Consider the following 23,826-nt stretch of genomic DNA (forward strand, 5'->3'; position numbering starts at 1 on the left):
GCCCCCCGGCGTCGCGCAGGAGCCGCGTCGTACGCCGCGTGCGCAGCCGTACGACGGGGACGAGCGCCGCGCCCCTGGTCCGCGCGGCCAGCACCCGTACGAACTCCTCCGGCACGGCGCTCTCGCCGTGCTCCCCGCCCGCCGCGCCCCCGCCGGACTCCCCCAGCGGCAGCCGAAGCTCCTCGCGCGTGTCCCCGCCGACCGGCAGCTTCAGGTGCCAGCCGGCGTCCGCGCCGCCCGTGCGGCGGCGGAGGGTCGCGCGGGTGCTCGCGAGGCGCAGGTCGGCGGTGTCGTAGTAGACGGCGTCGAGCGCGTGGACCTCTCCCCCGGTCTCCTCGGCCACACCGGGCAGCGAGCCGAGGGCGGGCAGGGGCGCGCCGGGGTCGAGGTCGTCGAGGTCGTACTTGCGTTCCGTCTCGTGCGTCTCGGTCGCCATGAGGGGAACGTAACCGGAAAACGCGGACCCGAACGGGCCCGCGCCACCGAAAAGCCGCCACCGTACGAATCAAGCCATCACGAGCGGGCAACCGCCTCGGGCCGACAACCGCCTCAGGCCGACAGCGGCTTCTGCAACTTGATCGACTGGAGCAGCCCCACCGCGATCCACACGGCGAACATCGAGGTGCCCCCGTAACTGACGAACGGCAGTGGCAGCCCCGCGACCGGCATGATGCCGAGCGTCATGCCGATGTTCTCGAACGCCTGGAAGGCGAACCAGGCGATGATGCCGCCCGCGACGATCGTCCCGTACAGCTCCGTGGTGTCGCGCGCGATGCGGCAGGCGCGCCACAGGAGGATGCCGAGCAGCACGATGATCAGCCCGGCCCCGGCGAAGCCGAGTTCCTCGCCCGCGACCGTGAAGACGAAGTCGGTCTGCTGCTCGGGGACGAACTGCCCGGTCGTCTGGGTGCCGTGGAAGAGCCCGGTGCCCGTGAGGCCGCCCGAGCCGATCGCGATGCGCGCCTGGTTGGTGTTGTAGCCGACGCCCGCCGGGTCGAGGTTCGGGTTGGCGAAGGCGGCGAAACGGTTGATCTGGTAATCGTCCAGGATGCCGAGCTGCCAGATCGCGACGGCCCCCGCGGTGCCCGCGCCGATGAGGCCGAGGACCCAGCGGTTCGAGGCACCGGAGGAGAGCAGTACGCCGAGCACAATCATCACCATGACCATGACCGAGCCGAGGTCGGGCATGAGCAGCACGATGATGATCGGCAGCACGGCGAGCCCGAGCGACTGGAGCACCGTCTTGTGATCGGGGTGGTCGCGATCGCCCGCGTCCACGCGCGCGGCGAGCAGCATCGCCATGCCCAGGATGATCGTGATCTTGACGAACTCCGCGGGCTGGAGCGAGAAGCCCGCGACCATGAGCCAGGCGTGCGCCCCGTTGACGGTCACGCCGAGCGGCGTGAGCACGAGGAGCACGAGGAAGACCGAGAGCCCGTAGAGGATCGGCACGGCGGTGCGCAGGGTGCGGTGCCCGAGCCAGACCGTGCCGATCATCAGGCCGAGCCCGATGCCGATGTTGACGACGTGCTTGACGAGGAACGCGTACGGGTCGTCGCCGACGAGTTCGGTGCGCCCGCGCGTCGCCGAGTAGACGAGCGCGCAGCTGAGGGCCGAGAGGGCGAGCGCGGAGAGCAGCATCGGCCAGTCGAGCCGCCGGGCGATCGAGCCCTTGGCGAGCAGCCGGGTCCAGGAGGAACGCTCGGGGCCGTATCCGGCGACGGTGAGCGAAGGTCCAGCGGCCATCAGTCCCGCCTCCCCGCGGTGGTCGTGACGGGCGTTCCGGCGTTCGCGACGCCGCCGCCGTCCTGCACCCCGCCGCCGTTCTGCACCCCGCCGCCGTCCTGCGGGAGCAGGGGCGACGTGGAGGGCGGGGTCTCCAGCTTGTAGGGCGCGAACTTCTTCTTGAGGGTGGGCGAGTCGATCGACCCGTCCTTCTCGATCTTCGGCAGCGTCTTCTCCGGCTCGGGGAGCAGCGCCTTCTTCTTGTTGATCTGCCCGGAGCTGTCGACGCCGTAGAGCGCGTCGTAGATCTTGCGGACGGCGGGCCCGGAGGCGCCGGAGCCGGTACCGCCCTGGGAGATCGTCATGACGATCGCGTAGTCCTTGGTGTACGTCGCGAACCAGGAGGTCGTCTGCTTGCCGTAGACCTCGGCGGTGCCGGTCTTGGCGTGCATGGGGATGTCCTTCTGCGGCCAGCCCTGGAAGCGCCAGGCGGCGGTGCCCTGCGTGGCGACGCCGGCGAGGGCTCCGTCGATCTCCTTGTGGAGCTTGGCGTCGATCGGGAGTTTGGCGTTGACCTTCGGCTTGATCTCCTCGACGTGCTTGCCGTCCGCGCTCACGACGGCCTTGCCGATGCTCGGCTCGTGGAGCGTGCCGCCGTTGGAGATCGCGGCGTAGATGCTCGCCATCTGTATCGGCGTGACGAGGGTGTCGCCCTGCCCGATGGAGTAGTTGACGCTGTCACCCGCGCGCATCTGGTTGCCTTCGAGGCAGTTCTCGTACGCGATGCGCTCGGCGTAGTCGCCGTCCTTCTTGCCGGACTTGCACCAGGCGGCCTTGTTGGCCTTCCAGTAGTCCTGCTTCCACTTGCGGTCGGGGACCCGGCCGCTGACCTCGTTGGGGAGGTCGATGCCGGTCTCCTTGCCGAGGCCGAACTGGTGGGCGGTCTTGTAGAACCAGTCCTTGGCGTTCTTCTTCGGCTTGTTGCCGCCGTCCTTCTTCCACTCGTTGTGCGCGATGCCGTAGAAGACGGTGTCGCAGGAGACCTCCAGGGCGCGGCCGAGGCTGATGGGCCCGTAGTTCTCCGACTCGAAGTTCTGGAAGACCTGGTTGCCGATGGAGTACGAGCTGGAGCAGTCGTAGTGCCCGTTGAAGGGGTAGCCGGCGCGCACCGAGGCGGTCGTGGAGATGACCTTGAAGATCGAGCCCGGTGCGGCCTGCCCCTGGATGGCACGGTTGAGCAGCGGGTAGTTCGACTTCTTGCTGGTGAGCTTGGTGTAGTCCTTGGCGCTGATGCCGCCGACCCAGGCATTGGGGTCGTAGTCGGGCAGCGAGGCCATCGCGACGACGCGGCCCGTCTTCGCCTCCAGGACGGCGACGGCGCCGGAGTCGGCCTTGTAGTTGCGGTGGGTGTTCTTGTCGTACTCCTTGCGGGCGGCCTTCATGGCCTCGTTCAGCTCGTACTCGGCGACGGCCTGCACCCGCGCGTCGATGCTCGTGACGACGTTCGCGCCAGGCTCCGCGCGGTCCGACTCGGCCTTGCCGATGACCCGGCCGAGGTTGTCCACCTCGTAGCGGGTGACGCCCGCCTTGCCGCGCAGTGCCTTGTCGTACTGCCGCTCCAGGCCGTTGCGGCCGACCATGTCGGAGCGCAGGTAGGGCGAGTCGGTCTTCTCGGCGGACTTGATCTCCTCGTCCGTGACGGGCGAGAGGTAGCCGAGCACCTGCGAGGTCTGCGCGCCGCCGGGCGCGGTGTAGCGGCGGACGGCGGTGGGTTCGGCGGTGATGCCGGGGAAGTCCTCGGAGCGTTCCCTGATCTGGAGGGCCTGCTTGGGGCTCGCCTCGTCGGTGATCGGGATGGGCTGGTACGGGGAACCGTTCCAGCAGGGCTGCGGGGTCTTCGCGTCGCACAGCCGCACCTTGTCCATGACGTCCTTCGGCTTCATGCCGAGGACGCCCGCGAGCTTGGTGAGGATGGTCCTCCCGTCGTCCTTCGTCTTCATCAGTTCGGTACGGGAGGCCGAGACGACGAGGCGGGTCTGGTTGTCGGCGAGCGGGACGCCGCGCGCGTCGAGGATCGCGCCGCGCACGGCGGGGTCGACGACCTGCTGGACGTGGTTCCCCGTCGCCTCCGCCTTGTACTCGTCGCCGTTGCGGATCTGGAGGTACCACAGCCGCCCGCCGAGGGTGAGCAGCAGGGACATGACCAGGATCTGGAGGATGACGAGCCGGATGCGCACCCGCGGGGTACGCCCGGTCTCTGGAATGTTCGACATGCGACGCCTCCCCCTCAGGGGCGGAATGTACGGAGGACGGGCGGGAGGGCGGCGGCGGGGGTCGCTGCGGTGGTACGGGGCCCTGCGGGCGTGCGGGGTGCTACGGGCGTGTGGGCCGGTCGGCGCGTACGGGTCCCGCCTGCCGCTGCGCGCGGGGTGCTCACAGCCGCTTCACCCCCTTGATGCGCCCGCTGTTGCGGGTCGCGCGCGCCATGCGGGCCTTGCCCATGCGCCCGCGCAGTCCGCCGCGACCGCCGCCGATGCTGAGCCCCGTGCCCGAGGCGAGCCAGCCCGCCGCGACGTCGGCGCCGCGCGCCGTGCCGCCGCCGCTCGCGCTCTCGCCGAGCGGGTCGTTCTCGGAGCGGCGGGCGAGCCACATGACGAAGGGCACGATGAACGGGGCGAGGACGAGGTCGTAGATCGTCGCGGTCGTCAGGAGCCCCGCGAGGCCCACGTGGCGGGCCGCGGTGTCCCCGACGAGGGCGCCGACGCCCGCGTACAGCAGGGTCGAGCCGATGGCCGCGCCGACGACCACGACGAGTGGCACGAAGACGGACCGCATCCGGCCGTGCTCGGGCCGGAAGAGCCCGGCGACGTAGCCGACGAGGCACAGCACGAGCGCGTACCTGCCCGCGGCGTGGTCGGCCGGTGGCGCGAGGTCGGCGAGCAGGCCGGCACCGAAGCCGATGAAGGCGCCCGCGAGGTGCCCGTAGACGAGGGCGAGGCCGAGCACGGTGAGGAGCAGCAGGTCGGGCACGGCGCCCGGGAGCTGGAGCCGGGCCAGCACGCTGACCTGGATCATGAGGGCGACGACCACCAGGGCGGTGGAGAGCAGAATCCGGTTGAGGCGCATGTGACCGCTACTCCTGGTCGCCGTCGCCGGCCCCGGCGGCGCCCGTGGGCGCGCCGGAGGGAGCACCCGAGGGCGCGCCCGAGGGCTTGGTGCCGGGGGGCGTGGCCGTGACGGTGACGGTGGGGGTGGGCTGGGGCTTGGGCTTCGCCGGCAGGACCGTGTCGCGCGGGTCCTTGCGCGGGGCCTGGACGACGATGCCGACGAGGTCGAGCTTCGTGAAGCCGACGAACGGCTCGACGTAGACGGTGCGGGTGAGGTCGCCGCCCGAGGGGTCGACGCGGACGACGCGGCCGACGGGGACGCCGGGCACGAAGGGCTTGTCGGCCTGCGAGCCGAAGGTGACGAGCCGGTCGCCCTTCTTCACCTTGGCCTTGCCGTTGAGCATCTGCACCGCGAGCGGCCGGTCCCCGCGTCCGGAGGCGAAGCCGAGTTCGTCGGTCTTCTCCAGGCGCGTACCGACCGTGAAGTCGGGGTCGTTGGCGAGCAGGACGGTCGCGCTCGACGGGCCCACCGTGGTGACCCGCCCGACAAGGCCCTCGCCGTTGAGCACGGTCATGTCGCGCTTGATGCCGTCGCGCGTGCCCGCGTCGATGGTCACGGTCCAGGAGAAGCCCTGGGCCGCTCCTATGCCGATGACCTCGGCGGCCTTGATGCCGTACTGCCCGGCGCCCGCCCGCTGGAGCATGGTGTCAAGCTGCCGGACTCTGCTCTGGTTGCGGGAGTCGCTGCCGAGGCGCTGCTTCAGCTCGGCGTTCTCGCGCTCCAGGGCGCTGATGCGGCTGTGGCGCGTGCCCGAGTCCCGGACCGCGCCGATCGCGTTGCCGACCGGGTCGACGGCGCCGGAGACGCCCTTCTCGACCGGTCCGAAGACGGCGGAGGCGGCCTGCCGGGCGCCGTCCACCGGAGAGTCCTCGCCACCGCGGATGTCGATCGTGATCAGTGCGAACGCGATGACGATCAGCAGCACCAGGAGCAGCCGGCTCTCTCGTGTGTCCCTCACGTGCGGCGGCCGTGCCTTCCTCGTCGGAATTCCGTGTCTCGACGGCTCCCGCACGCGGGTCCGCCGTACGGCGGGCCGCACCCGCGGACCGCCGATCGTGCCGTTCGTGCCGGCCGGGGCGCTCGTCCCCGGCAGTGGTGCTCGGGCCGGGGGTGTCCCCGGCGGTCGTGCTGGGCCGGGGCGCTCGTCCCCGGCGGTCGTGCTCGGCCGGGGTCGTACGGCCCCGGCGGGGGTGGTGCGCCGAAGCGGTACGGGCCGTTCCGGCGAAGCCCCGTCCTGAGCCGCTGCGGGCCTTCGGCGGGGTGGGCCCGCGGGACGCGTGTCCCGCGGGCCGGGGGGCTAGCGGCGCGGCTGCGCGTCCAGCACCTGCTGGAGCGCCTCGAACTCCTCGACGCACTTGCCGGAGCCGAGCGCCACGGAGTCGAGCGGGTCCTCGGCGATGTGGATCGGCATCCCCGTCTCGCGGCGCAGCCGTTCGTCGAGGCCGCGCAGCAGGGCGCCGCCCCCGGTGAGGACGATGCCCCGGTCCATGACGTCGCCGGACAGCTCCGGCGGGCACTTGTCGAGCGTCGTCTTGACCGCGTCGACGATCGCGTTGACCGGTTCCTCGATCGCCTTGCGCACCTCGCCCGCCGAGATGACGACGGTCTTCGGGAGTCCGGAGACGAGGTCGCGGCCGCGGATCTCGGTGTGCTCGTCGTTCTCCAGGTCGTACGCCGAACCGATGGTGATCTTGATCTGCTCGGCGGTGCGCTCGCCGAGCAGGAGGCTGTACTCCTTCTTGATGTGCTGGATGATCGCGTTGTCCAGTTCGTCGCCCGCGACGCGGATGGACTGCGCGGTGACGATGCCGCCGAGCGAGATGACGGCGACCTCGGTGGTGCCGCCGCCGATGTCGACGACCATGTTGCCGGTCGCCTCGTGGACCGGGAGCCCGGCACCGATCGCCGCGGCCATCGGCTCCTCGATGATGTGCACCTGCCGCGCCCCGGCCTGGGTCGCCGCCTCGATCACCGCACGGCGCTCGACCCCGGTGATGCCGGAGGGCACGCAGACGACGATGCGGGGGCGGGCGAGGTAGCGGCGCTTGTGGATCTTGACGATGAAGTAGCGGAGCATCCGCTCGGTGATCTCGAAATCGGCGATCACCCCGTCCTTGAGGGGGCGGACGGCGACGATGTTCCCCGGGGTGCGGCCGATCATCTTCTTCGCTTCGGCGCCGACGGCGAGGATTCCGCCCGTATTGGTGTTGATCGCGACGACGGACGGCTCGTTGAGAACGATCCCTCGGCCCCTCACGTACACCAGCGTGTTGGCGGTCCCGAGGTCGACAGCCATATCACGGCCGATGAACGACATTGAGTTCCCCATGAGGATCGTCTGGCCTTCCCAAGTGGAGCGTTGACGGCTTTTCAGGAACGGCGCGGTGGGTGCTTTTGCTCGCGGTGGATGCTGTGCTGAGGAGCGGCTTCCATCGTAGTCGCGCCCGACAGGGCTCGGCGCGAGGGTACGCGCTCAGAACGGGATTCTGCGCCGATGGGCGCACGCCTCGCCTGTGGAGACGTGCCATATGGGGCACGGGTTCCCCCGAACGTGGGCGCATATGCCAGAAGGCGACCGGAATTTCCGATCGCCTTCACCGCGTGGCCGCGGGAATGCCCCGAAACGGGCACCTCATGTTTTTGGACTTTCGATACCCGGAAGCGGAAGCCGGATCAGAAGCGGCCGGGGAAGAAGATCTTCAGCTCGCGTTCGGCGGAGTCCTCGGAGTCCGAGGCGTGGATGAGGTTCTCGCGCACGATGGTGCCGAAGTCGCCGCGGACCGAGCCGGGCGCCGCGGCGATCGGGTCGGTCGGCCCGGCGAGCGTACGGACGCCCTCGATGACCCGCTCGCCCTCGACGACGAGCGCGACGACGGGCCCGGAGAGCATGAACTCGACGAGCGGCTCGTAGAAGGGCTTGCCGACGTGCTCCGCGTAGTGCGTCTCCAGCGTCCCGCGGTCCAGCTCGCGCAGTTCGAGCGCGCTGATGCTCCAGCCCGCCTTGCGCTCGATCCGGCCGATGACCTCCCCCACCAGCCCGCGACGAACGGCGTCGGGCTTGAGCAGAACGAGCGTGCGCTGGGACATACGGGGTTTCTCCTTGGTACGAGGGTCCTGCGGTCAGGGAAGCGTATACGGGGCGCGCCCCCGATCCGTACGCAGGTTCGCCCCTCCACCACCCCGCCCTTCGGAGCTCCGCCCCGAACCCACGTTCCTCAGACTCCCCCAGCCTGCGGCCGGGAGGTGCCCCCAGAGGGGCTGGGATTCTCCGCCGCCCACCGCGCCTTGAACTCGTCGATCTTCCGCCCGTACTTCACGGAGGCCCACCACAGCCCGCCGAACGCCGCGCCCAGGATGAACATCACCGGCACGACGAAGCCGGACACGAAGAGCGCGATCTGCAAGGCCCACCCGAGCGCGACCCCGGCGGGCCGCGTCACGAAGCCGCACAACAGCACCGAGAGGAACATCGCGCCCCCGCACACGCCCCACACCGTGCCCTGCCCGAGGTCGTCCATCTTCATCGCGACGAGCCCGGCGAAGCCGATGATGAAGAACTCGCCGATGAGCGTCGAAGCACAGAGCATCCGCACGACTCAGCCCTTCCTTCCCAGAAGCAGCCGGGCCTCGCCGACCGTGATGACGGAACCGGTCACGAGCACGCCGCCGCCGGCGAACTCGCCCTCCTCCTCGGCGAGCGTGACCGCCGCCTCCAGAGCCTCGGGCAGCCGGGGCTCGACCTGGACGCGGTCCTCGCCGAAGACCTCCACGGCGAGCGCGGCGAGCGCGTCCGCGTCCATGGCGCGGTGGCTCGTGTTCTGCGTGATCACGACCTCGGCCATGAGCGGCTCGAAGGCTTCGAGCAGCCCGCGCGCGTCCTTGCCCTCGCTGACCCCGATGACCCCGATGAGCCGCGAGAAGTCGAATGCCTCGCCGATCGCCTCGGCGGTGACCCGCGCGCCCGCCGGGTTGTGCGCCGCGTCGACGACGACGGTCGGCGACTTGCGTACGGTCTCCAGGCGGCCCGGCGAGGAGACGGTCGCGAAGGCGGCCCGCACGACCTCGGCCGAGAGCGGCTCGGGCCGCTGCGCGCCGACGCCGAAGAACGCCTCGACGGCGGCGAGCGCGACCGCCGCGTTGTGCGCCTGGTGGGCGCCGTGCAGCGGGAGGAAGATCTCCTCGTACTCGCCGCCGAGCCCGCGCAGCGTCAGGAGCTGGCCGCCGACGGCGACCTGGCGCGAGACGATCCCGAACTCCATGCCCTCGCGGGCGACGGTCGCGTTCTTCTCGACGGCCTTCTTGAGGACGACCTGCGCCGCGTCCACGGGCTGCTGGGAGAGGACGACGGTCGCGTCCTGCTTGATGATCCCGGACTTCTCGACGGCGATCTCGCCGGGCGTGTTGCCGAGCCGGTCGGTGTGGTCGAGGGAGATGGGGGTGAGGACAGCGACGTCCGCGTCGATGACGTTGGTCGCGTCCCAGCTGCCGCCCATGCCGACCTCGACGACGGCGACGTCGGCGGGCGCGTCGGCGAAGGCCGCGTAGGCCATGCCGGTCAGCACCTCGAAGAAGGAGAGCCGGTAGTCCTGCTGGGAGTCGACCATCTCGATGTACGGCTTGAGGTCGCGGTACGTCTCGATGAAGCGCTCGGCGCTGATCGGGGCGCCGTCGAGCGAGATGCGCTCCGTGATCGACTGCACGTGCGGGGAGGTGTAGCGGCCCGTGCGCAGGTCGAAGGCGGTGAGCAGGGCCTCGATCATGCGGGCCGTGGACGTCTTGCCGTTGGTGCCGGTGATGTGGATCGACGGGTAGGAGCGCTGCGGTTCGCCGAGCACGTCCATGAGCGCGGCGATGCGGCTCACCGAGGGTTCGAGCTTGGTCTCGCCCCAGCGCGTGGACAGCTCCGTCTCCACCTCGCGCAGCGCCCGGTCCACCTCCGGGTCCTCGGGCCGGGCGGGGACCTCGGCCTGCGGCGGCCCGGCCTGGGCGCGCAGGGTACGGCTGCCGGCCTCGATCACCGCGAGGTCCGGGTCCCTCTCGGTCTCGGCGTCGATGATCCGGTCGAAGTGCTCGTCGTCGCCGTCGGTACGGTCGTCGTGCGGGGGCTGCTCACTCACGCCGCCAGTCTACGGAGCACCACCGACGGTCCGGGCGGCAGCCTCGCCAGGAGTCCGCGAGGACCCCGCACACCCGTATGACCGGATAATCAGGCACACTTGGCGATCATGGACATAGGCATTGATCTCGGCACCGCGAACACCCTTCTGTATGTGCGGGGCAAGGGCATCGTGCTGAACGAACCCTCGGTCGTCGCGGTGCGCGAGGGCCGCAAGGGCACGACCGTCGCGGTGGGCACCGAGGCGAAGGAGACGCTGGGCCGCTCCCCCGGCACGATCACGGCGGTGCGTCCCCTGGAGTCGGGCGTCATCAGCGACTTCGACGCCACCGAGGAGATGATCCGGCACTTCATCCGCAAGGCGGCGCCGCGCCGCTCCACGCGGATCAGGCTCGTCGTGTGCGTCCCGAGCGGCGTCACGCCCGTCGAGCGCCGGGCGCTCGTACGGGCCTCGCACTCGGCGGGGGCGCGGAGCGTGTACGTGGTCGAGGAGCCGATGGCCGCGGCGATCGGCGCGGGCCTGCCGGTGGGCGACGCGCGCGGCTCGATGGTCGTGGACATCGGCGGCGGTACGACGGAGGTCGCCGTCCTCTCGCTCGGCGGCCTCGTCACGGCGCGCTCGCTGCGGGTCGGGGGCCATGTCCTGGACACGGCGGTGACCGACCACGTGCGCAAGAAGCACGGCCTGCTCATCGGGGAGCGCACCGCCGAGGACGTCAAGATCGCGATCGGCTCGGCCTGGCCCGTGCCCGAGGACCCGGAGCTGGAGCAGCGGACGTACGAGGTGCGGGGCCGGGAGAAGATCGCGGGGCTGCCGCGCCGGATCGAGCTGACGGCCCCGGAGATCCGCCGGGCGCTCGACGAGCCGGTGGAGGCGATGATCCGGGCGCTGCGCGAGACCTTGGAGGAGTGCCCGCCGGAGCTGGCGGGCGACCTCATGGAGCACGGGATCGTGCTGACCGGCGGGGGCGCGCTGCTTCCGGGCCTGGACCTGCGGATGGCCTCGGCGACCGGCATTCCCGTGTTCGTCGCCGACGAGCCGCTGGAGTGCGTGGCGCGGGGCTGCGGGGAGTGCGTGGACCACTTCGACACGTTGCGGGACGTGCTGCGGGAGGGGTGAGCGCGGCTCGCGGTCCGCCACACGGGGTACGGCCTCGCACGCCTTCGGCGCGGTCACCGGTGTAACGAGCCGACAAATAGTGCAATGCGCCTATGTGGTATGCGCAGAATCCGGGCCGGGCGGCCCGTCAGCTCGCCGGTGACCTGGCACTCCTCGCGTGGGTCACCACATGGGCCTTCGGGGCCGCTGTTCTCCATCAACTCGCGGACGGCATCGCCGCGCGGCTCGCCCAAGCGGGGCCTGCCTCGTGGTGGCGGCTGCTGCCGAGACCGGCGCGGGACGTGCTGTCCCTCGTCGATCCGGCGCGGTGGCCGCTCCTCGTCACGTCGGCGGGTCTCGCGGTCTTCCTCCTGGTGAGCGTGCCCGCGATCGGCTGGTGGGTGCCGCGCCGGATGCGCTGGCACCGCCGCGCGAGCGCGGCCCACGCCCTCGCCGCCACCGAGGACGGCCGCGAACTCCTCGCCCTGCGCGCGCTGATGCGCCCTCTGGACGACGTGGGCCGCACCGCGACGCTGACGGGCGCGACGCCGGGCCGCCTGGCCGAGGGCTGGCGCGACGCGGACCCGGCCACGCTGGAGGCCCTGGCGGGAGCGGAGTTGCGCAGGCTGGGGCTGGAGGGGGGCGCGGCACAGGACTGACGCGTTCCCCGACCGGCCGCCCCACCCCCGTACACACCGAGGCCCGGCCCCCGTGTCACGCACACGGGCGCCGGGCCTCCGCACCTCAGGGCGTCACGCCTCGGGAAGCTTCGCCAGCTGTCCCGTCAGCCGCACGATGTCCTCCTCGGCCTTCGAGAGCCGCCCGCGGATCTTCTCGACGACCGGCTCCGGCGCCTTGCCGAGGAACGCCTCGTTGCCGAGCTTCCCCTCCGCCTGCGCCTTCTCCTTCTCGGCCGCGGCGAGGTCCTTCGTGAGCCGCTTGCGCTCGGCCGCGACGTCGATCGTCCCCGAGAGGTCGAGCGCGACCTCGGCGCCCTCGATCGGGAGGGTCGCGGTGGCCGTGAAGCTCTCGCCCTCGGGCTGGAGGCGCAGGAGCTGGCGGATGGCGGGCTCGTGCGGCGCGAGCTGCGTGCCGTCGAGGTGCAGGCGGGCCGGGACCCGCTGGCCGGGCTGGAGGCCCTGGTCGCCGCGGAAGCGACGGACCTCGGTGATGACCCGCTGGAGCGTGGCGATCTCCGCCTCGGCCGCGGCGTCCCGGAAGCCGGAGTCCTGCGGCCAGTCGGTGACGACGATCGACTCGCGCCCGGTGAGCGTCGTCCACAGCGTCTCGGTGACGAAGGGGACGATCGGGTGGAGGAGGCGCAGCGTGACGTCCAGGACCTCGCCGAGCACGCGGCGCGCGTCCTCGGCCGGCTGCCCGCCCGTCTGGAAGACGGACTTCGACAGCTCGACGTACCAGTCGAAGACCTCGTCCCACGCGAAGTGGAAGAGGAGGTCGGAGAGCTTCGCGAACTGGTAGTCGTCGTAGAGCGCGTCGGCCTGCGCGGTGACCTCGCCGAGCCGCGACAGGACCCACCGGTCGGTCGCGGAGAGCCGCTCGGCGGGCGGCAGCGGACCCTCGACGGTGGCGCCGTTCATGAGCGCGAAGCGGGTCGCGTTCCACAGCTTGTTGGTGAAGTTGCGGGAGCCCTGGACCCACTCCTCGCCGATCGGCACGTCGACGCCCGGGTTGGCGCCGCGCGCGAGCGTGAAACGGAGCGCGTCGGAGCCGTACTTGTCCATCCAGTCGAGCGGGTCGACCGCGTTGCCGAAGGACTTCGACATCTTCTTGCCGTTCTGGTCACGGACCATGCCGTGCAGGACGATCTCGGAGAACGGCGGGGTGCCGTCCATCGCGTAGAGGCCGAACATCATCATCCGGGCGACCCAGAAGAAGAGGATGTCGTAGCCGGTGACGAGCGTGGAGTTCGGGTAGAACTTCTGGACGCTGTCGGTCTGTTCGGGCCAGCCGAGGGTCGAGAAGGGCCACAGCCCGGAGGAGAACCAGGTGTCGAGGACGTCGGTCTCCTGGTGCCAGCCCTCGCCGCTCGGCGGCTCCTCGCCGGGGCCGACGCAGACGGTCTCGCCCGCGGGCCCGTACCAGACGGGGATGCGGTGGCCCCACCACAGCTGGCGCGAGATGCACCAGTCGTGCAGGTTGTCGACCCAGTCGAAGTACCGCTTCTCCATCTCCTGCGGGTGGATCTTGACGCGCCCGTCGCGGACGGCGTCGCCGGCCGCCTTCGCGAGCGGGCCGACCTTGACCCACCACTGCATCGACAGGCGCGGCTCGACGGCGGTGCCGCAGCGCGAGCAGTGCCCGACGGAGTGGACGTAGGGGCGCTTCTCGGCGACGATCCGGCCGTCCTCGCGCAGCGCGGCGACGATCGCCGAGCGGGCCTCGAAGCGGTCCAGGCCCTCGAAGGGGCCGGGGACGGTGATGATCGCGCGCTCGTCCATGACGGTGAGCGTCGGCAGGTCGTGGCGACGGCCGATCTCGAAGTCGTTGGGGTCGTGCGCCGGGGTGACCTTGACGGCACCCGTACCGAACTCGGGGTCGACGTGCGCGTCCGCGACGACGGGGATGGAGCGGTCCGTGAGCGGCAGCTTGATGAGCTTGCCGATGAGGTGCTGGTAGCGCGCGTCGTCGGGGTGGACGGCGACTGCGGTGTCGCCGAGCATCGTCTCGGCGCGGGTCGTGGCGACGACGATGGACTCCTCCCCGTCCCCGTACCGCATCGAGACGAGTTCGCCGTCGTCGTCCTGGTACTCGACCTCGATGTCGGAGATCGCGGTGAGGCAGCGCGGGCACCAGTTGATGATGCGCTCGGCGCGGTAGATCAGCTCGTCGTCGTAGAGCTTCTTGAAGATGGTCTGGACGGCCTGCGAGAGGCCCTCGTCCATCGTGAAGCGCTCGCGGGACCAGTCGACGCCGTCGCCGAGGCGGCGCATCTGGCCGAGGATCTTCCCGCCGAACTCCTCCTTCCACTGCCACACGCGCGCGACGAACGCCTCACGGCCGAGGTCCTGGCGGGACTTGCCCTCGCCGGCGAGCTGCTGCTCGACCTTGTTCTGGGTCGCGATGCCGGCGTGGTCCATGCCGGGCTGCCACAGCGTCTCGTAGCCCTGCATGCGCTTGCGGCGGGTGAGGGCGTCGATGAGCGTGTGCTCGAAGGCGTGGCCCAGGTGGAGGGAGCCGGTGACGTTGGGCGGCGGGATGACGATGGTGTACGGGGGCTTCTCGCTCTTCGCGTCGGCCTCGAAGTAGCCGCGCTCCACCCAGCGCTCGTACAGCGGCCCCTCTACGTCGGCCGGCGTGTACTGGGTCGGCAGGTCGGAGGCGGGCGCTGGAGTCGCTTGAGAGTTCTCGGTCACGGGCCCAGTTTAGAGCGGCGGGACAACTGCCCCGTACCCGGTTTCCGGGACGCCCCCGCACGCTCCGGCTTGGTAACAGTGCGGTCTTCGCTCCTCCCGGGCGGGGGGCTTTCCGACAGGATGGCTGCGGTACGGGCTGTCGCGTACGCGACAGCCGGAGACGGGAAGTTCGCAGCGAGAGGGAAGCCCAGCATGAGCGAGCAGCAGCCGGGCCCCTACGGGGGCTCGCAACCGCAGCAGCCTCCGGGGGGCAACGATCCGAACCCGTACGGGTATCCGCAAGCGGGCCCGTACGGAACACCGCCGCAGGGGCCGTACGGTCCGCCGCCGCAGGGCGGCGGCCAGGAGGCGCCGAACCCGTACGCGCAGGGCGGCGGCCGGCCGGGACCGTACGGGCAGGACGGCGGGCAGCCCGGTCCGTACGCGCAACAGCCGGGGCCGTACGCGCAACAGCCGGGGCCGTACGCCCAGCAGCCCGGCCCCTACGGGCAGCAGGTCCCGCCGCAGGGCTACGGCGTCCCCGGCGGGCCGCAGGCCGCGGGGCCCACGGGCGGCGGCAAGGGCAAGCGGAACGGGCTGATCATCGGCGGGGCCGTCGTGGTGGTCGCGCTCGCCGTGGGGGCGTACTTCGTCTTCGCCGGCTCGGACGACGGCTCGGGACTCCCCGACGACGGTCCGCACAAGCTCACCGCTCCGCAGACGGTCCTCGGCTCGTACGACAAGACGAAGGACGGCTCGGGTGACGAGGACGACTTCGACGAGGAGGACATCGCCGAGATGAAGAAGCTCGGCGTCGACGCGGACGTGGACGGGTTCCTCTCCGCCGACTACCAGAGCGCCGACCCCAACGCCGCGCAGACGATGGCCGACCTCAAGAAGATCGACCTGCTCAGCTACGCGGGCGCCTACGGGAAGCTCAACAACCCGGAGAAGGCCGTCGACGTGCTCTTCCAGGTCCTCGTGAAGGACTCGAAGAAGGACGGCGGCAAGAACCGGCCCACGTTCGTCGGCTCGCCCAAGGAGTACGAGCCGGCGGGCGGGGACGGCGCGATCTTCAAGTGCCAGCAGGCGACGGGCGAGATGGAGGGCGGCGGGCAGAACGGCGTCCCCGAGAAGATGAGGATCGCGGTGTGCGCCTGGGCCGATCACTCCACGATGGGTGTCGCGATGCCGAGCAACCTCGGTGACGTGATGCTGGAGGAGGCGCCGAGCGTGCCGAAGGCCGCCGAGCTGACGGCGAAGCTCCGCAAGGAAGTCCGGGTCGAGAAGTAACGGGTGGTACGGGGAGGGGGCGGTGTCCGCGCGGACACCGCTCCCTCCCCGTACCGGCGCCTTGGCCGGATCCGGCCTCAGGCCGACTTCTGCTCGCCCGCGCCCCGGCCGCGCGCCTCGCGCGGGATCAGGGTCGGGTTGACGTTGGAGCGGACGACGTCGGCGGTGATGACGACGCGGCCGACGTCCTGGCGCGAGGGCACCTCGTACATGACCGGCTGGAGGACCTCCTCCATGATGGCGCGCAGGCCGCGCGCGCCGGTCTGCCGCAGGATCGCCTGGTCGGCGATGGCCTCCAGCGCCTCGTGCTCGAACTCCAGCTCCACGCCGTCGAGTTCGAAGAGGCGCTGGTACTGCTTGACGAGTGCGTGGCGCGGCTCGACGAGGATGCGCAGGAGCGCTTCGCGGTCGAGGCTGTGCACCGAGGTGACGACGGGCAGGCGGCCGATGAACTCGGGGATCATCCCGAACTTCACGAGGTCCTCGGGCATGACCTCGCGCAGGTGGTCGCTGGACTCGATCTCGCGCTTGGAGCGGATCGTGGCGCCGAAGCCGATGCCCTTGGCGCCCGCGCGGGCCTCGATGATGCGCTCCAGACCGGAGAAGGCGCCGCCCACAATGAACAGCACGTTCGTCGTGTCGATCTGGATGAACTCCTGGTGCGGGTGCTTGCGTCCGCCCTGCGGCGGCACGGAGGCCGTGGTGCCCTCCAGGATCTTCAGGAGCGCCTGCTGCACGCCCTCGCCGCTCACATCGCGGGTGATCGACGGGTTCTCGCTCTTGCGGGCGACCTTGTCGATCTCGTCGATGTAGATGATCCCGGTCTCGGCCTTCTTGACGTCGTAGTCGGCCGCCTGGATGAGCTTGAGGAGGATGTTCTCGACGTCCTCACCGACGTACCCGGCCTCGGTGAGCGCGGTCGCGTCGGCGATGGCGAAGGGGACGTTGAGCATCCGGGCGAGGGTCTGGGCGAGGTGGGTCTTACCGGAACCGGTGGGGCCGAGGAGGAGGATGTTCGACTTGGCCAGTTCGATCGCGTCGTCCCGGCCCGTGGGCCCGCCGTTCTCGCCGGCCTGGACGCGCTTGTAGTGGTTGTAGACCGCGACCGAGAGGGCCTTCTTCGCCGGCTCCTGGCCGACGACGTAGCCCTCCAGGAACTCGTAGATCTCGCGGGGCTTGGGGAGTTCCTCCCAGCGCACCTCGGAGGTCTCGGCGAGTTCCTCCTCGATGATCTCGTTGCAGAGGTCGATGCACTCGTCGCAGATGTACACACCGGGACCTGCGATGAGCTTCTTTACCTGCTTCTGGCTCTTCCCGCAGAACGAGCACTTGAGCAGGTCGCCGCCGTCACCGATGCGTGCCACGAGGTGCTTCCCCTTCGCCTGGGAGACGCGCTCGACGCGCGGACTCCTGGTCCCTCAACTCGACGGTACCTTGCCGGGAGCCCGGTCCGGGCCCCCCTCGGCTCGGATCACACGGACTGTGACCGAACCGGGAGGAGGCCCGGCTCTCGGGAATCCCGCTGAAACCACCGTTCAGACGGCGGAATCCACCACACTCAGGCGGCGGAACCCACCACCTTACGCGGAGTGGTGATCTGGTCGACAAGCCCGTAGGCGAGGGCGTCCTCGGCCGTGAGGATCTTGTCGCGCTCGATGTCGTCGCGGATCTTCTCGATCGGCGTCGTCGAGTGCTTGGCGAGCATGTCCTCCAGCTGCGTACGCATACGCATGATCTCCTTGGCCGCGATCTCCAGGTCGGAGAGCTGCTCGCGGCCGGTCTGGCTGGAGGGCTGGTGGATCAGGACGCGGGCGTTGGGCAGCGCCATCCGCTTGCCGGGGGCACCGGCGGCGAGCAGCACGGCGGCGGCCGAGGCGGCCTGGCCCATGCACACGGTCTGGATGTCCGGCTTCACGAACTGCATCGTGTCGTAGATCGCCGTGAGCGCGGTCATCGAGCCGCCGGGGCTGTTGATGTAGATGGAGATGTCCCGGTCGGGGTCCATCGACTCCAGGCACAGGAGCTGCGCCATGACGTCGTTGGCCGAGGCGTCGTCGATCTGCACGCCGAGGAAGATCACGCGCTCCTCGAAGAGCTTCGCGTACGGGTCGTACTCGCGCACGCCCTGCGAGGTGCGCTCGACGAAGCGCGGGACGATGTAGCGGTTGTCCACCTGGGGGCCCGTGTAGAGGCCGCTGCCGGGGAAGTTGTTCATGAGTGTGTTCACCATCCTGTGGCGTTTCGGGCGGGGGGTCTCGTCAGGAGAGGCACGGACCGGGGCGGGACCCGGCGGGACTTCGCGGGCCCCGGTGGGATGTTGGGCCCCGGTACCGGCGGGACCGGGATCAGGCCCCGGTGCCGCCGCCGCCCGGGACGCCGGAGGCCACCGTGATGATCTCGTCGATGAGGCCGTAGTCCTTGGCCTCCTCGGCGGTGAACCAGCGGTCGCGGTCGCCGTCCCTGATGATCTTCTCGATCGTCTGGCCGGAGTGCCGGGCGGTGATCTCGGCCATCCGGTTCTTCGTCCGCAGCAGGTACTCGGCCTGGATCTTGATGTCCGAGGCCGTACCGCCGATGCCGGCGGAGCCCTGGTGCATGAGGATGTCGGTGTTCGGCAGAGCGAATCGCTTGCCGGCCGTACCGCCGGTGAGCAGGAACTGGCCCATGGAGGCCGCCATGCCCATCCCGATCGTGATCACGTCGTTGGGGATGTACTGCATGGTGTCGTAGATCGCCATGCCCGCGGTCACCGAGCCGCCGGGGCTGTTGATGTAGAGGTAGATGTCCTTCGACGGGTCGGCCGCCAGGAGGAGCATCTGCGCGGTGATCTTGTTGGCGATGTCGTCGTCCACCTGCTGGCCGAGGAAGATGATCCGCTCGCCGAGCAGTCGGCTGTAGACCTGGTCGCCGAGACCACCACCACTGAAGGCTTCGCCGGCGGCGGAGGGCATCAGATTCGTCACGTATCCACCTGCTCGTCTTGACGACGGCACCGGGCCGTCTTACGTCGTCTGCTGGAGCCTGGGACCCCGGCCGCCCGCCGTGCTCGACGGGGCTTCGGGGACTCCCCTGCCCTCGTATTCAAGGACCCTAACGCGCGGGTCGGCGCAGGCCATCCCGCATTCGGAACTGTTCGCTGTGAGCGCAGGTTCCGGCGGCGGGGGGCGGAGACCGGCTCGGCCTTGTCCTCAAGCGCCGGACGGGCTTCATTTGCAGGCCGGGGCGTTCGGGCCGGGACGCGATCTCGGGTGCGCGTGGTCCGGGAGCGTACGCGCGAGGGGCCCCGGGATCGGTGCGATCCCGGGGCCCCTCGCGTGCGTACCGGTGCTTACTTGGACTCGGCCTCGGCCTCGGCGGCGTCCTCCGTGGACTCGACGGCCTCCGTGGCCGCCTCCTCCTCGTCCTCGTCGTCGCTGAGGTCGACGACCTCGCCGTTGGTGTCCTTGACCGTGGCGGCCTCGACGACCGTCGCGAGGGCCTTGCCGCGGGCGACCTCGCCGACGAGCATCGGGACCTGACCGCCCTCGACGACCGCCTGGGCGAACTGGTCGGGGCTCATGCCGGAGGAGGCGGCGCGGCGCAGCAGGTGCTCCGTCAGCTCCTCCTGCGAGACGTTGAGCTTCTCGCGGGAGACCAGCTCGTCGAGGACGAACTGGGTCTTGATGCCCTTGACCGCCTGCTCCTCGGTCTCGGTCTTGAACTCCTCGGCGGTCTTGCCCTGGATCTCCAGGTACTTGTCGAGGTCCAGGCCCATCTGCGGGAGCTGGTGGTGCTCCAGGTTGTGGGTGCGGGTCTCGATCTCGTCCGCGAGCAGCTTCTCGGGGATCGGGACCTCGACCAGCTCCAGGAGCTTGTCGAGCACGCGCTCCTGGGCCTGCGTGGCCTGGTCGTACTGCTTCATGTTCTCCAGGCGCTTGCGGCTGTCGGCGCGCAGCTCCTCAAGGGTGTCGAACTCGCTCGCCATCTGGGCGAAGTCGTCGTTCAGCTCGGGGAGCTCGCGGGCCTCGACCTTGGAGACCTTGACGGCGACCTCGGCCTCCTTGCCGGCCGCGGAGCCGCCCTTCAGCTCGGAGGTGAAGGTGGCCTCGCCACCGGCCTCAAGGCCCTTGACGGCCTCGTCGATGCCGTCGAGCAGCTCGCCCGAACCGATCGTGTACGAGACCTCGCTGGCGATGCCGTCCTCCAGGACCTCGCCCTCGACCTTGGCCTCCAGGTCGATCGTGACGACGTCGCCGTCCTCGGCGGCACGCTCGACGGCGGAGGTCGAGGCGAAGCGCTCGCGCAGCTCCTCGACGGCCTTGTCGACGTCCTCTTCGCTGACCTCGATCGGGTCGACCTCGACCTCGATGCCGGTGTAGTCCGGGATCTCCAGCTCGGGGCGGATGTCCACCTCGGCGGTGAAGGAGAGCAGCTCGCCGTCCTTCAGCTCCTTGATGTCGACCTCGGGCTGGCCGAGGACGTTCAGCTCACCCTCGTTGACGGCCTCGGTGTAGAACTTCGGGAGCGCCTCGTTGACGGCCTCCTCCAGCACGGCACCACGGCCGAAGCGCTGGTCGATGACGCGGGCCGGGATCTTGCCCTTGCGGAAGCCCTTCACCGTGACCTGCTGGTTGATCTTCTTGTACGCCGCGTCGAGGCTGGACTTGAGCTCCTCGAAGGGCACCTCGACAGTGAGCCGAACCCGGGTCGGGTTCAGGGTCTCCACGGCGCTCTTCACGGTTAGGTCTCCTTGGTGGCTGACTTCTGGGTGTCGCGCGGCCACACCGTTCGTGCGGACCGGACGATGAGGGCCCGGAAGTATCCGGCGCGTTCTTCGATGGGCACGACGCTCCAGGGCTGTTGAGAGCTCTGGGCACGTTCACCGGAAACGCGGACACACGGGCACGCAGCTTGCATAGTAACCGTGCGCGTGAGGAGACCTGCAATGCGATCTGGACGCCGGCACCGCGGCGATCTTGCCGCTGGTGCTGATGGTCGGGGTGGCCGGATTCGAACCGACGGCCTTCCGCTCCCAAAGCGGACGCGCTACCAAGCTGCGCCACACCCCGCTGGTGCGGATCGTAGGGTACATGGCTCGCGCCCGCGTAGCTCACGACCGGCACGCGGGGCGGTACTCGGGGTGACGCGCGGGACGGGACCGGAGGGCCGGGGCGCTTGCGACGGGGGACGGGGCGGACGCGCGCGGGCAATGGGGTGTGCGCCGGGGGCCGCCGACCCGCTACGATGCTGCCCGTGCCGTGCGGCGGAAGCCGTCACCGCACGTGATGCGGGCGTAGCTCAATGGTAGAGCCCCAGTCTTCCAAACTGGCTACGCGGGTTCGATTCCCGTCGCCCGCTCCAGACAGGACCGCGGGGCCGGTCCGGAGGTTCGCTTCCGGACCGGCCCTGCGGCATGTACGGGGACGGTGGCTGGGCGCGTACGGGAGCGCGGGCCCCGGCGGCGACCCCGTTCCGTCGCCTCTCGGGCCGGCACACGAGCCTCCTCAGCCCGCGTGCAGGCCGGTGCCCGGCCACTCGCCGTCGGCGAACTGGCGGCCCCAGTAGTACGGGTGCACCTCGGCCAGCGTCCTCGGCTCCCACTTCGTCGGGTCGTCCGCGCGGGGGACCGCCACCTCGACGCCCGGGCCCCACAGCGCCAGCCGCTCCTGGCAGATTCCGCAGGGCGGGAGGATCAGCACGCGCCCGCGCTCCAGGTCGCGGCACACGCAGGCGGAGGCGACCACGGCCCGGTCCTGGGTGTACGCCTGGATGAAGGCGCCCGTCTCCTGGCACAGGGCAGCCGAACCGTGCAGATTGTCGAGCCCGACGCTCGTCAGGATGCCGCCGTCCGCGAGCCGCACGGCCGCCGCCCCACCCGGCTCCCCCGCCGGCCACCGCCGGTCCGTCAACTCCACGGCCGCGTCCACGAGCCCTTGATCGAGATGCATGGGCGCCGACGTTAGGTGTTCGCGCGGAGGGTGGCCACGGGTTTCCGGGCAGCGGACGTCAGGGGCTTCGCTTGGGCGGGACCGGGGCCGGAGTCGGTCCGGGCCCCCGCCTCAGAAGCTGATCTGGTTGATCGTCTGCGCTATCGAGTCCAGGAAGCGCTGGATCGAGGGCGCCATGCCGCTGGAGGCGAGGAAGAAGCCGAAGAGCACCGCGACGATGGCGGGACCGGCCTTGATGGAGCCGCCGCGGAGCAGCACCACCAGGATGACCGCCAACAGCACCACCACTGACAGCGAAATGGCCATAACTGATCACACCCTTGGTCGGTCTGCTCCCGGCCCGGGAGGTGCACGGCCGCACGCCCCCGCCAGAACCATCGTGCCACCAACAAGGCCGTCCTATGCGGCGGGTGACGCAACGTCGGCCAAGGGGGGTCCACCGGCCCAGGCGTTCAGGCCATAAGAGAGGCGCCGGACGCCTTCTGAGGTATGTGGGGCAGAAGGGGGGCGCGCGAGATGACGGGCGGCGCACGGGAAGCCGCGTGCGCCGGTCGCGCGCCGGTCGGGAATGGGCGGTAAAGCCCTCGGAAAAAGCGGAATGCCGTCCGCCGGAACGGCGGGGATTTTCCGGCCGCCCCGGGCGCCCCGCCGCCGCGCCCCGGGGGCGCACGGGGGAGAACGCCGCGCGTGGCCGCGCGGGGGAGAAGTGACGGGGAATGCGTGCGGAATACCGCTGGTCCGTGGGGGTGTGACGGGAGTCGCGTGGCGTTCACCCCGGCCGGGCGGAAAGTCGGGTAGACGAAGACAACGACAACAGGTGAGCCGAGAAACGAACAAAGTCGATCAGTCGCCATCCCGCATCGATCACAGGATCGGCCGGGCGCCGCGGCACCGAGGTACCCATGCATCACGACCCCGCGGAATCCGGGCAGCTCAGCGCGGTACCGGCGGACCCGGCGGCACGCCGCCCCCTGCCGCCCGAGTCCCCGGCGCACCCGGCGGGGCCCGGCACCGCGAAGGGAGCGGGAGCCCCCGGCGGGGGCGCCGGAAAAGTCCGTGACCCGTTCTTCGACAACGCGAAATACCTCGCGATCGTCCTCGTCGCGATCGCCCATTCCTGGGAACCCCTCCTCGCGTCGAGCCGTCCCCTGCGCGCGCTCTACCTCACCGTCTACGCCTTCCACATGCCGGCGTTCATCATCATCTCCGGCTACTTCTCGCGGACTTTCACGCTCGGCGCGCCGCAGGTACGGAAACTGATCACCGGGGTCGCCGTGCCCTATGTGATCTTCCAGTACGCGTACACGCTCTTCGCCCGTCTCGCGGGTCCCGATCCCGTGCCGACGTGGAGCGTTATCGACCCGTGGTGGCTCAACTGGTTTCTGGTCGCGCTCTTCGTGTGGCGCCTCACGACGCCGCTGTGGCGCCTCGTACGGTGGCCGCTCCCGCTCGCCCTCGCCTTCGCCGTCCTCGGCTCGGTGTCCCCGGAGATCGGTGCTGACCTGGACCTTCAGCGCGTGCTCCAGTTCCTGCCGTACTTCGTGCTCGGGCTGCTGCTGCGCCCGCACCACTTCGCGCTCCTGGCCCACAAGTGGCCGAAGATCGTCGCTGCGCCGGTGCTGCTCGCGGGCCTCGGCGCCGCCTGGTGGCTCGCCCCGCATCTGCCGTATGCGTGGCTCTACCACCGCGAGAGCGCGCAGGACCTCGACGCGCCCTGGTGGAGCGGCCCGCTCATGACCTTCGCCCTGTTCGCCGCCTCGCTCGTCCTGACGGCCGCGTTCCTCGCCCTCGTCCCGCGCCGCACGGCCTGGTGCACGCGGCTGGGCGCGGGCACGCTGGGCGGCTACCTGCTGCACGGCTTCCTGATCAAGGCCGCGACGTGGGGCGGCTGGTACGACGGCGCCTTCGCGCACTCCGCCGGCGGCGCGCTGCTCTTCAGCGCCGGCGCGGGAGTCGCGGTGACGCTGCTGTGCACACCTCCCGTGCGCCGTGCCTTCCGCTGGGCCCTGGAGCCCCGTCTCGGCTGGGCCTTCGGCGACACGCGCGGCGCCTGAGGGCGGCAACTCCCGCCTCATAAAGCGCCCTTGAATAGGACAACTCTGCTTCTTTCGACCCTTTGGTAGGGTAACTTTTGACTTTCACTTG

20 protein-coding genes and 2 tRNA genes are annotated in these 23,826 nt (G+C 70.5%); 5 read left to right on the plus strand and 17 right to left on the minus strand.

From position 1 onward, the window contains the following. The 9 genes from G3I42_RS05340 to G3I42_RS05380 form a co-directional block, all read right to left on the minus strand. Window positions 1-436: CYTH domain-containing protein (locus G3I42_RS05340; protein WP_164282825.1), on the minus strand; the 436-nt coding region annotated here is incomplete at its 3' end. Window positions 437-549: 113 nt separating this feature from the next. Continuing rightward, window positions 550-1,746, minus strand: a complete 1,197-nt coding sequence (rodA, locus tag G3I42_RS05345; RefSeq protein ID WP_164282827.1) for a rod shape-determining protein RodA — start codon at window positions 1,744-1,746, stop codon at window positions 550-552. Next, a complete protein-coding gene (gene mrdA, locus G3I42_RS05350; RefSeq protein WP_164282829.1) occupies window positions 1,746-3,998 on the minus strand; it encodes a penicillin-binding protein 2 in 2,253 nt (750 codons plus the stop codon). Before mrdA ends, rodA begins: the two co-directional genes overlap by 1 nt. 160 nt (window positions 3,999-4,158) lie before the next feature. Beyond that, window positions 4,159-4,851 (minus strand): rod shape-determining protein MreD, encoded by a 693-nt coding sequence (mreD, locus tag G3I42_RS05355; RefSeq protein WP_164282831.1) that lies wholly within the window; start codon window positions 4,849-4,851, stop codon window positions 4,159-4,161. A 7-nt stretch (window positions 4,852-4,858) separates the two neighbouring features. After that, complete coding sequence (mreC, locus tag G3I42_RS05360) at window positions 4,859-5,851, minus strand: rod shape-determining protein MreC (RefSeq protein WP_164282833.1); 993 nt, start codon at window positions 5,849-5,851, stop codon at window positions 4,859-4,861. A gap of 339 nt (window positions 5,852-6,190) precedes the next feature. Next, window positions 6,191-7,210, minus strand: coding sequence for a rod shape-determining protein (locus G3I42_RS05365; RefSeq protein WP_029397024.1), 1,020 nt, complete (start codon window positions 7,208-7,210; stop codon window positions 6,191-6,193). 356 nt (window positions 7,211-7,566) lie between these two features. Next, on the minus strand, window positions 7,567-7,980 hold the full coding sequence (gene ndk, locus G3I42_RS05370) for a nucleoside-diphosphate kinase (protein WP_164282835.1): 414 nt from the start codon (window positions 7,978-7,980) through the stop codon (window positions 7,567-7,569). 128 nt (window positions 7,981-8,108) lie between these two features. After that, complete coding sequence (locus tag G3I42_RS05375) at window positions 8,109-8,486, minus strand: DUF4233 domain-containing protein (protein ID WP_164282837.1); 378 nt, start codon at window positions 8,484-8,486, stop codon at window positions 8,109-8,111. A gap of 3 nt (window positions 8,487-8,489) precedes the next feature. Then, entirely contained in the window at window positions 8,490-10,010 is a 1,521-nt protein-coding gene (locus tag G3I42_RS05380; RefSeq protein WP_164282839.1) for a Mur ligase family protein, read from the minus strand. 108 nt (window positions 10,011-10,118) lie between these two features. Here G3I42_RS05380 and G3I42_RS05385 point away from each other — a divergent pair, with 108 nt between their 5' ends. Beyond that, the gene (locus G3I42_RS05385; protein WP_203606394.1) at window positions 10,119-11,129 is read left to right on the plus strand and encodes a rod shape-determining protein; all 1,011 of its coding nucleotides are present in this window, start codon (window positions 10,119-10,121) and stop codon (window positions 11,127-11,129) included. Window positions 11,130-11,221: 92 nt separating this feature from the next. Then, the gene (locus G3I42_RS05390) at window positions 11,222-11,767 is read left to right on the plus strand and encodes a hypothetical protein (RefSeq protein WP_164282843.1); all 546 of its coding nucleotides are present in this window, start codon (window positions 11,222-11,224) and stop codon (window positions 11,765-11,767) included. A 93-nt stretch (window positions 11,768-11,860) separates the two neighbouring features. Here G3I42_RS05390 and G3I42_RS05395 read toward each other — a convergent pair whose 3' ends face one another. Beyond that, a complete protein-coding gene (locus tag G3I42_RS05395; protein WP_164282846.1) occupies window positions 11,861-14,482 on the minus strand; it encodes a valine--tRNA ligase in 2,622 nt (873 codons plus the stop codon). Window positions 14,483-14,674: 192 nt separating this feature from the next. On the opposite strand from G3I42_RS05395, the gene G3I42_RS05400 reads away from it, so the two are divergent. Beyond that, window positions 14,675-15,754: a hypothetical protein gene (locus G3I42_RS05400; protein WP_164282848.1), complete on the plus strand. Its 1,080-nt coding sequence runs from the start codon at window positions 14,675-14,677 to the stop codon at window positions 15,752-15,754. Window positions 15,755-15,831: 77 nt separating this feature from the next. On the opposite strand, the gene clpX is transcribed toward G3I42_RS05400, so the two are convergent. The 5 genes from clpX to G3I42_RS05425 form a co-directional block, all read right to left on the minus strand. Continuing rightward, window positions 15,832-17,118 (minus strand): ATP-dependent Clp protease ATP-binding subunit ClpX, encoded by a 1,287-nt coding sequence (gene clpX, locus G3I42_RS05405; RefSeq protein ID WP_007827092.1) that lies wholly within the window; start codon window positions 17,116-17,118, stop codon window positions 15,832-15,834. A gap of 194 nt (window positions 17,119-17,312) precedes the next feature. Next, complete coding sequence (locus tag G3I42_RS05410) at window positions 17,313-17,984, minus strand: ATP-dependent Clp protease proteolytic subunit (protein WP_164282850.1); 672 nt, start codon at window positions 17,982-17,984, stop codon at window positions 17,313-17,315. 115 nt (window positions 17,985-18,099) lie between these two features. Beyond that, window positions 18,100-18,705, minus strand: coding sequence for an ATP-dependent Clp protease proteolytic subunit (locus G3I42_RS05415; protein ID WP_164282868.1), 606 nt, complete (start codon window positions 18,703-18,705; stop codon window positions 18,100-18,102). A 377-nt stretch (window positions 18,706-19,082) separates the two neighbouring features. Next, a complete protein-coding gene (gene tig, locus G3I42_RS05420; RefSeq protein WP_164282852.1) occupies window positions 19,083-20,471 on the minus strand; it encodes a trigger factor in 1,389 nt (462 codons plus the stop codon). 254 nt (window positions 20,472-20,725) lie between these two features. Beyond that, window positions 20,726-20,802: transfer RNA gene (locus G3I42_RS05425), tRNA-Pro, on the minus strand. Window positions 20,803-21,020: 218 nt separating this feature from the next. Between G3I42_RS05425 and G3I42_RS05430 the strand changes: the two genes are divergently transcribed. Further along, window positions 21,021-21,094, plus strand: a tRNA-Gly gene (locus G3I42_RS05430). 143 nt (window positions 21,095-21,237) lie between these two features. Here the strand turns inward: G3I42_RS05430 and G3I42_RS05435 are convergent. Continuing rightward, window positions 21,238-21,681, minus strand: coding sequence for a cytidine deaminase (locus tag G3I42_RS05435; protein WP_164282854.1), 444 nt, complete (start codon window positions 21,679-21,681; stop codon window positions 21,238-21,240). A gap of 111 nt (window positions 21,682-21,792) precedes the next feature. Then, window positions 21,793-21,987: a hypothetical protein gene (locus G3I42_RS05440; RefSeq protein ID WP_009065301.1), complete on the minus strand. Its 195-nt coding sequence runs from the start codon at window positions 21,985-21,987 to the stop codon at window positions 21,793-21,795. 596 nt (window positions 21,988-22,583) lie between these two features. Here G3I42_RS05440 and G3I42_RS05445 point away from each other — a divergent pair. After that, the gene (locus G3I42_RS05445) at window positions 22,584-23,735 is read left to right on the plus strand and encodes an acyltransferase family protein (protein WP_164282856.1); all 1,152 of its coding nucleotides are present in this window, start codon (window positions 22,584-22,586) and stop codon (window positions 23,733-23,735) included. The last annotated feature ends 91 nt before the right edge of the window (window positions 23,736-23,826 follow it).

This window comes from Streptomyces sp. SID11385, assembly GCF_010548245.1.
Lineage (GTDB): Bacteria > Actinomycetota > Actinomycetes > Streptomycetales > Streptomycetaceae > Streptomyces.